Genomic DNA, 13,268 nt, shown 5'->3' on the forward strand with positions numbered 1-13,268 from the left:
ACGGCACTAGTCTTGTTAAGTCGAGGGGCCGGCGGCTGGTTGTTGTGCCGCCGGCCCGTCTATTGCTTCAGCCACGATGGCTTTTGACAATCTTGAGCACCACCACGCCAGCCGATAGCGCAATGGCGATGCCCATGGCCGGGTGCAGCATCGAGGACATGCTCGCCTCGGGATTGGAGCGCAGCAGGTACTGCACCAACGGGATGGCGTAGAGCAGGGCAGTCAACCCGCTCCACCAGCGCAGCGCGCGAACCCGCTTGTCGGTCCACGTGCCCCAGGTCATGAGCGCGATTGGCACAGCGGCGATAAAGGCCCAGCCGGTCAGCACCAGCACGGGGGCGACAATGGCGGACCAAGTGACGTAGCGCGGCGCAAGCTTGTGCGACCTGTCCTTGGGCGGGGCGGTGAAGTTGTCGGTGGTCATTGCTTGTACTCCTTGGCTTTGAGGAAGGCGCACCGGCACGCCATCGCGCCGGTGCTTTGAAGATCACTGGCGCGCGGCGAGGGCGGCGATCAGGGCGCCGAGCAGCGCCAGTCCGGCGGCGCCGAGATAGGCTGCCGAGTAGCCGCCGGCGAGCGCAGTGATCTCGTCGGCCCCATTGGCGCCGAGGCCGTCGGTCATGGTGGTCGCCAGCGTGAACAGCAGGGCAAGGCCGAGGGCGCCGCCGATCTGCTGGCTGGTGTTGACCAGCCCGCTGGCGAGCCCGCTATCGGCTTCGCTGACGCCTTGCACCGCCAGTTCGGTGCCGGCAATGAACGCCCCGCCCAGCGCGGCGCCGATGATGATCGTCGGGCCCAGCAGGTGCAGCACGAAATCGGCGCCAACCGGCGCCAGCGCCAGCCAGGCAAGGCCGGCCGCGAGAATGACCAGCGACACCGCCAGCGTCCGGGCCGAACCGAACTTGGCCAGCACCGGCGGCAGCGCCCCAGCGGCAACGATCAGCGCCAGGGCCAGCGGTACCTGGGTGATGCCGGTCAACATCGCGTCGTAACCGAGGACGTTCTGCATGTGCAGCGACAGGACGAAGAACAGCCCGACCACCGCGCCGCCGATCAGCAGCACCGCAAGGTTCCCCAGCGTCACCGAGCGGCTGGCGAAGATGGCAAACGACACCAGCGGCTCGGGTGAACGAAGCTCGATAACGGCGAACAGCCCGAGCAGCGCAACGCCGGCAGCACCAAGCCCCAAAGTCACCGGCGACAGGAAGCCGACTTCGAGCACCATCGAGAACGCCGCCACCAGCGCCACGACCCCAAGCGTAATGGTGATGGCGCCGGGCAGATCGAGCCGCACCTTGCTGGTCACCACGTCGCGGCTGAGCAGCGCCGGGATCGCACCCAGAACGACGAGGCCCACCGGCACGTTGATGAAGAAGATCGCCGACCAGCCGATGCTGGCGGTGAGTATGCCGCCCAGCAGCACCCCGGCAACGCTGCCAAGTCCGGCGACGGCGCCCCATATGCCGAGCGCCTTTCCGCGCCCATCCGTCGCCGGGAACAGTTGCATCAGCAGCGCCAGCGCCGCCGGCGCCAGCAGCGCTGCCGAGGCGCCCTGCACGGCCCGCGACATGAGCAGCATCGGGCCATTGATCGAGAACCCGGCGGCGAGCGATGCGGCGATGAAGCCGAACACGCCGGCGAGAAAGATGGTGCGGTGCCCATAGCGGTCGGCCAGCCGGCCGCCCAGCATCAGCAGCCCGCCAAACGGCAGCACATAGGCGGTGATCACCCAGGTGAGGAGGTCCGGGTCGAGACCCAGCCCGGCCCCCAGGCTGGGCAGCGCGATGTTGACGATCGAGGCATCGAGCACCACGAGGAACTGCGCCAGCGCCAGGAAGGTCAGGGCCAGCCAGCGATTGCGGCTGCGCTCGGGGGCCGCCGTCTCGGCGGCGGTTGCGGCAACGGTGGACATCAAACTGTTCTCCTACGAGATAGAGTGAGTAATCACTCACTTGTTGGCTTCAAGAAATGACGCCTTGTTCCCGCTCAGAAGCGGGGGGCAGGGCGTCACGAGTGGACGTCACGTCTTGGCCGGTGAACCGGCAGGTCAAAGCGCCGGCGCGTGCCGGATGTTGCGGGCCAGCAGGCGAGCCCAGTCTTCGCCGAGGTCGTAGATATCGGCGGTGGTGATCAGGTGGCAGAGCTGGCCGAAGGCGATGAAGCGCTGCACCGCTTCGTCGCTGGCGCCGGTGCGCTGCTTCACATAGCTGACGATGCGCTTGAGCCCGCTGCGCAGCACCTCGCGGATGGCGGGCACGTCCGAAGCGCTCTGCGCATGCACCTGGATCATCAGCATCTTGCGATCGGCGATCAGTGCGGCGTAGCCATCGCCCATGGCGTAGAGAATTTCGTCTGGCGTGCCGTTGACGACAGTCTGCGCGCTCGCTTCCAGCACCGCCTCGATCCGGGTGAAGCAGCGCTCCACCGCGGCAACGAACAGCTCTTCCTTGGTCGGGTAAAGCTTGAACACGTAGGCCTGGCTGATCCCGGCCCCGGCCGCTACTGCCGTCACCGGCGTCGCCTGGAACCCGGCATCGGCAAACGCCACCAGCGCCGCCTCGACGATGGCTTCTCTGCGGGTGTCCGCATCGGACAGGTTGGTGCGCGTGTACTTCATGGTGAGTGAGTGCATACTCACTAGTTGCAAAGATGTCAACCGGAAACAATCCGCGGCGGGAGACGCATCGAAACGACGCGCTCGCCCGTTCAGCACCAAACTCATGGTGAGGCTCTGATGTCCAGCAACGACGGAATCGCCGACCGACTGAACCACTTCGGCCGCAATATCGAGCGCTGGCGCACCGAAGCCGCGCGGCTGACCCTGCTCGCTGCTCGGGCGCGCCAGCAGAAGCCCGACGACAGGCAACTGATCGATCTCGAGGAAACGGCAACCGCCATATATGCCGATATCACCGAGTTCCAGCGCACCGTCGACGAGATCGCCGCCACCAGTCCGGCGGCGGCGGCGCAACTCGCGCCGGTCAGTGACGCCATTCACCTGGTGCTGCTGGAGATCACCGAACTGGGGATCAAGCTCTACAGCTCCCGCACCGAATTGCCGGAAGTGAGCTGACTGCGGCTCCGTGCTTGGTTGACCAAGGCAACGAGCCTGCAGGCCTCAGTGGCCGGAAATCTCCGCGAGGATCCCCTTGGTCAAGCTCCCGGTCGCCGGGTAAAGCGGAATCAGGCACGCCTGCAGCGCGTGATAGATGTCGCCCTTGCCGCCAAACAACGTGTAGCTCGGCTTCAGGTCCTCGGTCAGCTGCTCATGCCAGCCGCCATTGGTGTGATCGATGAAAGCGCTCTCGATCACGTCCCAGATGTGGCGGTACCACTCCTCGTGGAAAGCGCTCGGCCGGTGCTCGCAGAGGAATGCCGCGGCGCCCACGCCTTCGGAGGCCGGCCACCACAGCTTGTCGCGCATATCCGGCTGGTCGTTCCAGTCGAGGTTATAGAAGAACCCGCCCTTGTCCTTGTCCCAGCCGAGCGTGATCGACTGCTTGAACAGCGCTTCGGCCGCGTCGGGCATCCAGGCGTGCTTCTTGCCGCCGAGCGCCCAGAGCTGCAGCACCAGCCGCGCCCATTCCAGCCAGTGGCCGGGCGTCGTGCCGGGCGGCCGGAACATCTGGTCGCCCAGATAACCCTTGTCGACCTGCCAGTTGCCGTCGAAATGCTCTGCAACGCGGAAGCCATTCTCACCGGCCTTGCGCCGGATGATCAGGTCGGCGATCCGCTCGGCCTTGTCGAGATAGCGCGACTCGCCGGTCGCCTCGAACGCTGCCATCAGCGCCTCGGTCAGGTGCATGTTGGAGTTCTGCCCGTGGTATGGGGCGATCACCGACCAGTCGGCGTTGAACTCCTCGGCAATGGCGCCGTGCTGCTCTTCCCAGAACCTGGTCTCGAGGATCTCGGTCACATCGGCCAGCATCTTGTCGGCGAGCGGATGCCCGAGCAGGTTGGCGCTGGAGGAAGCCAAGAGCACGAAGGCATGGCCATAGCCCTGCTTCCGCCCGTCGCGCGGCCCGTCATTATCGACCGTCCAGAAATAGCCGCCGGCCTTCGTATCGCGGTGACGTTCCCACAGGAACTGCATGCCGTGGTCGACGATCTGGTCCGAACCCGGCCGCCCAAGCAGGCTGCCGATGACGAAGCAGTGCACCATGCGCGCCGTCGAGTGGATGCCCCGCACCGGGTTGGCAGTGTTGAGCGGCCGGCCGGTCGGATCGAGATCGAAGAAGCCGCCCTGCGGGTTGAACGCCCGATTCTGGAAGAACCCGAACAGCCCGTCCGCCTGCTCCAGGAGCCAGCGCCGGTGGTAACTGCGGTTGCGCCAGGGTTGGGTGGTCGTCGCCGGCATGTTCAGCTCCCTCTGGAGCGCTTTCAGGAAAAGTTGCAGACTTTTCCGGTTCGAAAGCGCGACAAATCAAAGTCGTGTTTGCACTGTTTCTACCCAGCGGGCAGCGCAGCGTCGAGCGCTACCATACGAGCATGGATCGTTGGCGGTATGCTCGAACTGGCGCGATGTTCGATTCCCACCGGCTGTCATCCCTGCGAAAGCAGGGACCCATGCATCAGCTGGCGCGGGCGGCGAGTTGGTCCCTGCTTTCGCAGGGATGACACCGAGCTTGGGGCTCTGCCGGTCGTCGGAATGACGGAATGCCCTAGGCCTCGAGCCGCGCCCGGAGCGCTGCCTTGGTCGCGTCGTCAGCGAAGGCCCGCCCGATTGCCGCGAGGTTGGCCGCTCGGAACTGCGCTGCGTCCCAGCCGAACACCTGCTGCAGCCGATCATACTCCTCGGTCAGCGTCAGGTCGGTCGGGCCGCGCGCATCGGTATTGATCCCCACCGAAACGCCGCGCCGCACCAGTGCGTCCACCGGATGATCCTCGTAGCGGTCGAACACGTCGATCTGGATGTTGCACGAGGGGCAGACCTCGAGATGCACGTCGCGCTCGAGCAGCAGCGCGATCACCGCGTCATCCTCGATCGAGCGCACCCCATGCCCGACGCGGCGCACGCCCAGCTGCTCCACCACCTCGCGCACCTTCTCGGCGCCGCCCGCCTCGCCGGCATGCGCGGTGACGTTGAGCCCACGCTCGGCCGCCTTGCGAAACACCGGGATATGTTCGCCGAGCCCGAAGCCCGTCTCATCGCCGGCGAGGTCGACGCCACCGACGCCATCTGTCCGATACTTCTCGGCGATGCGCACCAGGTCGAGCCCCTGTGCCGTGTCGTCCGGCCGGAGCGTACAGAGGATCAGCCGGGCCTCCACCGGATAAGTCTTTCGTCCTTCGACCAGCGCCGCCAGCACCGTCTCCACCACCTCGTCGGTCGTAAGCCCGGTCTGTCGATGCAACTGCGGCGCGAAGCGGATTTCGGCATAGATCACCCCGTCCTCGCTGAGCTGCCGCATGAGGTCGATGGTCGACACCGTCAGCGCCCGACGGCTCTGCAGCAGCGCCAGTGGCGGCGCGAGATAACGGAAATAGTCGACGAGGTTGACGCATTTGCGCGGCGCGAGGAATTCCGCGCGATAGCGCTCCGGCGTCACGCTGGGGTCGAGCGCATGCACCGAGGCAAAGCTCATTGAGCAGTCGAGGTGGAGATGCAGTTCCACCTTGGGCAGCGCCCTGAGTTCGTCGCGCGTCACTATCCCCTCCCGGTCAACCCTTGATGCCGGCGCTCGCCAGGCCCTGCACGTAATAGCGCTGCAACGGCAACAGCAGCGCGATCGGAATGAGCGCAGTGATCACCGATACTGCGAAAAGCTGGTTCCAGATCGTCTGGTATTGCTGCTGGAAGGCCGCCATGCCGACCTGGATCACCTTGAACTGCTGGCTCGGCATGGCGAGCAGCGGCCACAGGAACGCCTCCCACTGGAAGACGAAGAGCAGCAGCCCGGCGCTGATGCAGGTCGGGATCGAGAGCGGAACGTAGATGCGGACGAGGACATCGAACCAGCTGGCGCCATCGAGCTTGGCCGCCTCGAGGTAGTCCTTCGGGACTTCCTTGAAGAACTGGTAGAACAGGAACACCGCCAGCCCGTTGGCAACACTGGGAACGATCAACGCTGCCACGTTGTCGAGCCAGCCCAACTGCAGCGTGACGGTGTAGAGCGGCAGCGCGATCGCTTCGAAGGGCAGCATGAAGCTGATGATGATCAGCGTCAGGATGGCGTTCTTGCTCTTGAAGTCGAACACCGCGAATGCAAAGCCGGCCATGCCGTTGACGATCAGTCCGCCAATCATCGTGACGATCGCGACGAACATCGTGTTGGCGATGATCAGGCCGAAGCCGCGGTCGAACACCCCCTGGTAGGCCTCGAGCGAGAATGGCGAGGGGATCAGCGCCTTGGCGGTGAACGGGAAGATATCGGCAAAGACTTCGGTGTTGGGGCGAAGCGACGAGACGATCGCCCACCACAGCGGCAAGACGAAGATGAACGCGATGGCGAGATAGGCGGCGTGCTTCAGGCCGAAGCCGATGCCCTTCTTGAGCGCGTGCGGGGTGCCGTGCATCATTTCTTCTCCGGCTTGCCGTTGAGCAGGCGGAACTGCAGCCCGACGATGACGAGGAGGATGGCAACCACCACGACGATGATCGACATCGCGCGGCCCATGTCGCCGAAGATGAAGCCCGACTTGAAGGCCTCGTACATCAGCACGTTCGTGCTGTCGGCCGGCCCACCCTGGGTGATCATGAAGATGGGGGCGAACAGCAGGAAATTGATCGAGACGTCGGCAACCAGCACGAAAAGCAGCGTCGGCTTGAGCAGCGGAATGGTGATGAAGATCAGGCGCTGCCAGGCTCGCGCGCCGTCGATCCTGGCTGCGTCATAGATCTCGGGCGAAATGTTCTGCAGCCCGCCGATGATGAAGATCATCCAGTACGAGATGCCCTTCCAGGTGGCGATGGCGATGATCGAATAGAGCGCCAGGCTCTCCGAGGTCAGCCAGGGCTGGCCGGGAATGCCGGCAATGTTGAGCACGCCGTTGGCGAGCCCATCCGGGCTCAGCATGATGCGCCAGATGATCACCGCGGTGGGCAGCGACACCCCGATGGGGATGAGGAAAAGCACCCGATAGAACGCCACGCCCTTGAACTTCTGCACGTAGAGCAGCGCCAGCCCCAGCGCGAGCGCGATCTGGATCGGGTTGATCAAGAGGTTGAACCACAGCGTCACCTGCAGCGATTTCCAGAAGGCGGAATCGGTGAACAGCGCCACGTAGTTGTCGAGCCCGACAAACACCTGGTTGCCGCGCAGCATGTTGAAGAAGCTGTCGCTGACCGCCAGCGCGATCGGATAGAGCCGGAACACCACGAGCCCGACCAGCGCCGGCGCCAGCAGCACCGCGAGCAGGAAAAGGGGAGTTTTGCTTCTGACCATTGTGGAGCGGTTCACCGGGTGAATGGAGGCGTAGGCACGATTGTTGAGGCAGTCGCCTTCTCCCCATGTGGGAGAAGGTGGCCGAAGGCCGGATGAGGGGTCCGCGCAACGAAGTGTAGCGAGACCGGAGCGAAGCGACGGGCTACCAGTACGCGGAGAGATACCCCTCATCCGCCCTTCGGGCACCTTCTCCCACAAGGGGAGAAGGCACTCCGTCACTGGCCGGCAACTTGTCGCCCACGATAGACTACTGCGCCACGCGCGCCGCAGCCGACTCGAACTTCTGCACGGCGCTCGCCAATGCATCGGTCACCGCCACGCCATTCGCCATATCGACGAACGCGGTGCGGAACGCATCCTGCAACTGGCCATAGGCCGCCGTCACCGGACGCGCCTTGGCCGTGTTGAGCGAGTCGTAGACGCCCAGCCGGAACACGTTATTGGGGAACGCATCGAAATCGGTCGCGGTGCTGATCTCGTCGAGCAAGGGCTTGCTCACCGGCAACTGGTTCAGCGCCTTGAACCAGACGCGTGTGCCTTCGTCCGAGGTGGTCAGGAACTTGGCGAAATCGAAGGCTTCGGCCTGGTTGCTCGAGGCGGCGCTGACGCCGACATACCAGCTGCCGGTCGGGGTCAGCACCTTGCCGCCCTCGAAATAGGGGAACGGGGCGACGCCGAAATCGACCCCGGTCTGAGCGAGGATCGGCAGGTTCCAGGTGCCGCCGGCGAACATCGCCAGCTGGCCATTGCCGAACAGCGACGCCGCTTCGCCATAGCCGAGGCTCTTCGGACTCACCGCCCATTCGTTATAGAGGTTGTGCCAGTAGGTGCCTGCCTTCACCCAGGCTTCGCTGTCGAGATAACCCTTGGCGGTGACGCCATCAGGCGCGATCACGTCGGTGCCCAGCGATTCCCCGAGGGGCTGCAACTGGTAGAGCTCGCCGAACTGCTCGACGGTGAAGCCATACTGCGTGGTGCGGCCACCATCCTTGACGGTCAGCTTCTGCGCCGCGTCCGCCACCTGTTCCCAGGTCCAGCGCTTGGTCGAGCCCAGCGTATCGACTTCCGCCTGCGTGGCGCTCTGCCCGGCGGTGAGCCCGTCCGGCGCGGTGATGCCGGCATCGGCGAACAGCTTCTTGTTGTAGAACAGCACCTGCGCCGAGCTGTTGATCGGCAGCGCGAACTGCGTCGCATCATACTTGCCGGCGTCGATCGCTGCGGGCACGAGGCTCGAGGTATCGATCGAGGCATCGACAGGCGCGAGGAAGCCGCGCGAGGCATAGCTCGCGACCAGCGGCGCATCGACATAGACGAGGTCGATGCCGGCGTCCTTGGAGCGCAGCCGGAGCTCCGCCACCTGGAAGAACTGCGCGAACGGGTAGGGCTGCAGGTTGATCTTGGTGCCCGGATGCGCCGCCGTATAGGCATCGACGACGGCCTGCATGGCCGTGGTGTCGCCGCCTTCGATGACGATCATGTTGAGCGTCTTGTCCTGCGCCAGCGCCGGTACGGCGGTCATCGCCGCCACCATGCTGATCGCCAAGGCCGTGGTCCACATCTTCATTTTACGTACCCTTCTCCTGTAGCTGAATTCTAGGCCAGTTTCGCGAACCGCCTGGCGCCCCAGATCAGGCCGGGCGTCACCAGTTGCGTGAATCTGTGCGCGTCGACCGTCATGGCGACGCCGACATTCTTGACCCGCGTGTCGTGCCTGGGGTCCTGAGGGCGGAAATCGATCAGCGTCTGCCCATAGCCCGGGCCATCGCCGATGATCACCTCACCCGGCAATTGAGCGATGCCGAAGATCGTTGGGTCGATCAGGTAGGCCACCGCGCAGGGGTCGTGCAGCGGCGCGCCCGGCTTGTCGTCGCCGGCAAAGGCGTAATAGGTGCCGCAATAGAAGGCCATGATGTCGGCCACCGGATTGTCGCCGGCGACGGCGGCGCGCACTTGGGCGATGTCGGCGCGGCTGAGCAGCGTCTGGTGCGTCAGGTTCAACCCGAACATCACCAGCCTGGCGCCCGACCTGAAGACGATGCGCGCCGCTTCCGCATCGGCCCAGGTGTTGAACTCCGCCGCGGGGGTGACGTTGCCCTCGGTGGCCGAGCCGCCCATGAAGACGATCTGCTTGAGCTTTGTCGCCAGGTCCGGCCGCAGCGCCAGCGCCAGCGCCACATTGGTCATCGGCCCGATCACCACCAGGGTGACCTCGCCCGGGTTGGCATCGACCTTGGCGATGATCGCCTCGACCGCCCCCACCGCATCGGCCTTCCGCTCGGTCTGCGGCAGCTCGACCCCGGCGCTGTCCATGCCCGATGGGCCATGGAAGGCGGCCGGGAATTCGTAGCGGTGCAGCAGCGGCAGCACGGCGCCGGCATGCACCGGCACGTCGAGCCCGAATGCGTCGACGATCCTCAGCGCATTGCGCGTGGTGTTCTCCAGCGAGGCATTGCCGCACACCGTGGTGATCGCCTCGATCCTGATCGCCGGATGCGACGCCGCGAGCAGGATCGCCGCCATGTCGTCATGGCCGGGGTCGCAATCGATGATGATGCGGTGGAGAGTCGATGCGGACATAAGAAATCTTGCTCTGGGCAGTGGAAGAGAACGTCGCCGTGCGTGGATCCGGACACGAGGGCGCCAGGCTTCGAAACCTGGAGAGGGAGGAACCCGGTTCCGGCGGCCTCGCGCCTCGCATCCGAGCCAAAACACTAGGCTGGACGGGCCTTCGGCAACAATTTACAAATCGGCCGTTCGATTGAGTTTTCGTCAATGGTTGAGACTGGCCACCTGCTGAACGCCTTGCGCGCCTTCGAGGCGGCAGCCCGGCTCGGCAGCGTCAAGAAGGCAGCGCAGGATCTGAGCGTCACCGACGGCGCTGTCAGCCGTCAGATCAAGCATCTCGAGGATGCGCTGGGGGTGGAGCTGTTCGAACGCGGCAACCGCTCGATCCGCCTGACGCCCGCCGCCGCGGAATATGCCGCGACCATCTCCGAGGCCTTCGCTTCGATTGCGCGCGGCACCGAGCAACTGCGTCACGCCCATAACCGCCAGACCATCATGCTGACGGCGCCTGACGCCTTCCTCCTGCGCTGGCTGGTGCCGCGGCTGCAGAGCCTCGAGGCGCTACTCGATGGCACCTCGGTGCGCCTCACCACCTGGAGCCGCGAGATCAATCCGGCCGATCGCTCCATCGACATTTATATCGGCGTCGGCCCGGTGCCCGAGATTCCCGGCATGACTGTCGCCGTCGTCGCCCCGGAAACGTTCGGCCCGGTGGTGAGCCCGATGCTGATGAAAGGCCGCGAGGCCGATCTCGAGCATCTGTGGAGCCTGCCGCGCCTCGATACCGTCTGGCCGCCCGACATGTGGTCCAACTGGGCCCGTGAAGCCGGCGTGACACTCGAGCCGCGCGAGTTCATCTCCTACGACCTGCTGTTCTACACCCTGCAGGCGGCCGAAGCCGGGCTCGGCGTCACCATAGGGCCCGGTCCTGCGGTATCAGACGCCATCAAGCAGGGCCGCATGCTCGCCCCGCTCGGCCTCGTCACCCGCCCCGGCTCCTGGTACCTCGCCTGGCGCAACGATCGCTCGATCCGCGTCATGAACCTGGTGAAGCGCTGGTTCGAACGCGAGTTCGCCGCGTGAAACCATCGCATCAGGCTACCGGCTCGCCCTGCCCAAAGCGGATGCGATAGTCGCTGGGGCCGATGCCGAACTGCCGCTGGATCACCCGCCGCAGGTTCTGTTCGGTCGAGAGTCCTGCCTGTTCGGCGATCACCTTGAGCGGCAACCCGGTGTTCTCGAGCGCCCGGCAGGCAGCGGCGAGCCGCAGCGCTTCCACCGCCCGTGCCGGGGTGGCGCCGGTTTCCTCGACATAGACCCGGGCGAAGTTGCGGGCACTCATCCCCGCCCGTTCCGCCAGTCGCTCGACCCGAAGGTCGGCGCAGAGGTTCTCCGCCATCCACGCGTGCAGCCCGTCGAACGGACCGCCGCGTGGCTGAGCCGGTGGACTGAACTGGCTCTGCCCGCCCGGACGGCGCCGGAACACGACCATTTGGCGCGCCGCCGCCAGCGCCACCGCCGGTCCGACATCGGCCTCGATCAGCGCCAGCGCCAGGTCGATCCCGGCACTCACCCCGCCCGAGGTCCAGACCCGGCCGTCATTGACGTAAATGCAGTCCGGCTCGACCGACAGGCCAGGGAACCGTGCCCCGAGTTCGTCGCTACCCGACCAGTGCGTGGTGACCCGCCGGCCGTTCAGCAATCCCGCCTGGGCGAGAAAGAACGCCCCGGTGCACACCGAGCAGAGCCGCGGCACCGATCCCCCATGCGCCCGCAGCCAATCGAGCAATCCGTCAAGGCTGGGTGGGAACTCTCGCACCCCGCCAGGCACGATCAGCGTATCGATCTCTCGCGGATCGATTTCGGCCAGCGACCGTGTGACCACCGCGAACCCCGGCGCCGTCTCGACCGGCCCACCCTCAGCGGAGGCAGTCACCAGCCGGTAGTGCGGCGCTGCCGGCAACCGCTGCCGGTCCGCCGTGGCAAAGGCCTGCAGCGGTCCGCACACATCGATGGCGTTCACGCCGGCATAGGTCAGCATCACGATCAGGCGCTCAGGCAAGCTCGGCCCTCCCTTGTTGCGTCCGCACCGTCAGCCACCAGACCACGACCAGCGCGGCGATCGCCAGCAGCGGCGCAACGCCGATATTGATGATCTCCCAGCCGAAGCTCGTCAGCACCGCGCCGGCCGAGAGGGTGGAGCAGGTCGCGGCGAGGTTGCCCAGCAGGCCGGTCAGCGCCTGCGTCTTGGCCCGCTCGTTCGGCCGATACGACTGCGAGATCAGCGTAGTGCCGGCAACGATCATGAAGTTCCAGCCGATGCCGATGGCAAACAGCGCCACATAGAACGCCACGAGCGCCGTGGAAGCGAGGGCCGTCGCGGCGCCCGCCGCCGTCAACGCCAGCCCGGCGAACAGCACCGCCGGCACGCCAAAGCGCGCGGCCAGCCGGCCGGTGATGAACGAGGGCGCGAACATCCCGATCAGGTGCCACTGGATGATGCCGGCGCCATCGTCGATGGTGAAGCCGCAGGCCAGCGCCGCCAGCGGAGCCGCCGTCATCACCAGCAGCATCGAAGCCGAAGCGGCCATGGTGGTGGCGACACCGGCGAGCAGTATTGGCTGCCGGATAATCTCGCCCAGTGGTCGTGCCGGGCCGGTGTCGGCAGCCGCCGTGGCACCCACCGGTTCGGTGTCGCGATAAACTGCGAGGAAGATCAGCGTCGAGGCGAAGGCCAGCGCTGCGACCATGGCATAGGCCCCGGCAAACGGCGCCGTCGGCAGCAGGTCGCGCGTCCAGTTGGCCAGCGCCGGCCCGGCAATGGCAGCGATTACCCCGCCGGCCAGCACCGTTGAGATCACCCGGCTCTTGCGCCCGGCCTCGACGCCATCCGCCGCGGCGATCGAATAGAACTGCGAAAAGCCCTGGAACGCACCCACCCCGGCCGTGCCGAGACAGAACAGCCAGAAGTCGCCGAGCACGATCGCCCAGACCGACACCACTCCACCCAGCGCTCCGCACGCGGCGCCGAGCGCAAAGCCGAGCCGGCTGCCGAACCGCGCCATGATGAACGCCGCCAGCACCGTCACCGCTGCCGCGCCGACCGTGATCAGCGCAAAGGGCAGCGTCGCCAGCGCCTTGTCCGGCGCCAGCTGGTACCCGGCAATGCCGGTCAGCGTCAGGTCGACGGAGATGGCGCACACATAGAGCCCCTGGCAAAGCGCCAGGACGCGGGCATTGCGGATGCCGATCGAGTTGTGTGGTGCAGCAGTCATGGCGCTTCTCTGGTTGTTGCCGGCGCAGCATCGCGGCAACTTC

At 65.9% G+C, this 13,268-nt stretch carries 13 protein-coding genes; 2 read left to right on the plus strand and 11 right to left on the minus strand.

What is annotated here, in order from left to right; translation table 11 throughout:
* Positions 1-67: 67 nt before the first annotated feature.
* From VGV07_RS24515 to VGV07_RS24525, 3 genes are all read right to left on the minus strand, one after another.
* Positions 68-424, minus strand: a complete 357-nt coding sequence (locus VGV07_RS24515) for a hypothetical protein (protein ID WP_326871351.1) — start codon at positions 422-424, stop codon at positions 68-70.
* A gap of 63 nt (positions 425-487) precedes the next feature.
* Positions 488-1,912, minus strand: coding sequence for an MFS transporter (locus tag VGV07_RS24520; protein ID WP_326871352.1), 1,425 nt, complete (start codon positions 1,910-1,912; stop codon positions 488-490).
* Positions 1,913-2,047: 135 nt separating this feature from the next.
* On the minus strand, positions 2,048-2,617 hold the full coding sequence (locus VGV07_RS24525; RefSeq protein ID WP_326871353.1) for a TetR/AcrR family transcriptional regulator: 570 nt from the start codon (positions 2,615-2,617) through the stop codon (positions 2,048-2,050).
* 117 nt (positions 2,618-2,734) lie between these two features.
* Between VGV07_RS24525 and VGV07_RS24530 the strand changes: the two genes are divergently transcribed.
* Positions 2,735-3,073: a hypothetical protein gene (locus VGV07_RS24530; RefSeq protein ID WP_326871354.1), complete on the plus strand. Its 339-nt coding sequence runs from the start codon at positions 2,735-2,737 to the stop codon at positions 3,071-3,073.
* 45 nt (positions 3,074-3,118) lie between these two features.
* Here VGV07_RS24530 and VGV07_RS24535 read toward each other — a convergent pair whose 3' ends face one another.
* The 6 genes from VGV07_RS24535 to VGV07_RS24560 all read right to left on the minus strand — a co-directional run bounded on the left by VGV07_RS24535 (position 3,119) and on the right by VGV07_RS24560 (position 9,962).
* The gene (locus VGV07_RS24535) at positions 3,119-4,357 is read right to left on the minus strand and encodes an AGE family epimerase/isomerase (protein WP_326871355.1); all 1,239 of its coding nucleotides are present in this window, start codon (positions 4,355-4,357) and stop codon (positions 3,119-3,121) included.
* A gap of 304 nt (positions 4,358-4,661) precedes the next feature.
* Positions 4,662-5,648, minus strand: a complete 987-nt coding sequence (add, locus tag VGV07_RS24540) for an adenosine deaminase (protein WP_326871356.1) — start codon at positions 5,646-5,648, stop codon at positions 4,662-4,664.
* Positions 5,649-5,661: 13 nt separating this feature from the next.
* Positions 5,662-6,519 carry a carbohydrate ABC transporter permease gene (locus tag VGV07_RS24545; RefSeq protein WP_326871357.1) on the minus strand — a complete coding sequence of 286 codons (858 nt, stop codon included), beginning with the start codon at positions 6,517-6,519 and terminating at the stop codon, positions 5,662-5,664.
* Positions 6,516-7,385 carry a sugar ABC transporter permease gene (locus tag VGV07_RS24550; RefSeq protein ID WP_326871358.1) on the minus strand — a complete coding sequence of 290 codons (870 nt, stop codon included), beginning with the start codon at positions 7,383-7,385 and terminating at the stop codon, positions 6,516-6,518. The genes VGV07_RS24545 and VGV07_RS24550 overlap by 4 nt, the downstream gene beginning before the upstream one ends.
* 247 nt (positions 7,386-7,632) lie before the next feature.
* The gene (locus VGV07_RS24555) at positions 7,633-8,949 is read right to left on the minus strand and encodes a sugar ABC transporter substrate-binding protein (protein WP_326871359.1); all 1,317 of its coding nucleotides are present in this window, start codon (positions 8,947-8,949) and stop codon (positions 7,633-7,635) included.
* A gap of 29 nt (positions 8,950-8,978) precedes the next feature.
* Positions 8,979-9,962: a nucleoside hydrolase gene (locus VGV07_RS24560; RefSeq protein ID WP_326871360.1), complete on the minus strand. Its 984-nt coding sequence runs from the start codon at positions 9,960-9,962 to the stop codon at positions 8,979-8,981.
* Between the two features lie 195 nt (positions 9,963-10,157).
* On the opposite strand from VGV07_RS24560, the gene VGV07_RS24565 reads away from it, so the two are divergent.
* Entirely contained in the window at positions 10,158-11,033 is an 876-nt protein-coding gene (locus VGV07_RS24565; protein WP_326871361.1) for a LysR family transcriptional regulator, read from the plus strand.
* Between the two features lie 10 nt (positions 11,034-11,043).
* On the opposite strand, the gene VGV07_RS24570 is transcribed toward VGV07_RS24565, so the two are convergent.
* Positions 11,044-12,012: a GlxA family transcriptional regulator gene (locus tag VGV07_RS24570; RefSeq protein ID WP_326871362.1), complete on the minus strand. Its 969-nt coding sequence runs from the start codon at positions 12,010-12,012 to the stop codon at positions 11,044-11,046.
* Positions 12,005-13,225 carry an MFS transporter gene (locus tag VGV07_RS24575; protein ID WP_326871363.1) on the minus strand — a complete coding sequence of 407 codons (1,221 nt, stop codon included), beginning with the start codon at positions 13,223-13,225 and terminating at the stop codon, positions 12,005-12,007. The genes VGV07_RS24570 and VGV07_RS24575 overlap by 8 nt, the downstream gene beginning before the upstream one ends.
* Between the last annotated feature and the right edge of the window lie 43 nt (positions 13,226-13,268).

The organism is Devosia sp., assembly GCF_035944845.1.
GTDB lineage: Bacteria > Pseudomonadota > Alphaproteobacteria > Rhizobiales > Devosiaceae > Devosia_A.

Excerpts from the sequence above, each read along its gene's own strand:
- VGV07_RS24550 (WP_326871358.1), bottom strand. The coding sequence starts at position 7,385 with ATGGTCAGAAGCAAAACTCCCCTTTTCCTGCTCGCGGTGCTGCTGGCG.
- VGV07_RS24515 (WP_326871351.1), bottom strand. The coding sequence starts at position 424 with ATGACCACCGACAACTTCACCGCCCCGCCCAAGGACAGGTCGCACAAG.
- VGV07_RS24555 (WP_326871359.1), bottom strand. The coding sequence starts at position 8,949 with ATGAAGATGTGGACCACGGCCTTGGCGATCAGCATGGTGGCGGCGATG.
- VGV07_RS24520 (WP_326871352.1), bottom strand. The coding sequence starts at position 1,912 with ATGTCCACCGTTGCCGCAACCGCCGCCGAGACGGCGGCCCCCGAGCGC.
- VGV07_RS24565 (WP_326871361.1), top strand. The coding sequence starts at position 10,158 with ATGGTTGAGACTGGCCACCTGCTGAACGCCTTGCGCGCCTTCGAGGCG.
- VGV07_RS24530 (WP_326871354.1), top strand. The coding sequence starts at position 2,735 with ATGTCCAGCAACGACGGAATCGCCGACCGACTGAACCACTTCGGCCGC.
- VGV07_RS24525 (WP_326871353.1), bottom strand. The coding sequence starts at position 2,617 with ATGAAGTACACGCGCACCAACCTGTCCGATGCGGACACCCGCAGAGAA.
- VGV07_RS24535 (WP_326871355.1), bottom strand. The coding sequence starts at position 4,357 with ATGCCGGCGACGACCACCCAACCCTGGCGCAACCGCAGTTACCACCGG.
- VGV07_RS24575 (WP_326871363.1), bottom strand. The coding sequence starts at position 13,225 with ATGACTGCTGCACCACACAACTCGATCGGCATCCGCAATGCCCGCGTC.
- VGV07_RS24560 (WP_326871360.1), bottom strand. The coding sequence starts at position 9,962 with ATGTCCGCATCGACTCTCCACCGCATCATCATCGATTGCGACCCCGGC.
- VGV07_RS24545 (WP_326871357.1), bottom strand. The coding sequence starts at position 6,519 with ATGATGCACGGCACCCCGCACGCGCTCAAGAAGGGCATCGGCTTCGGC.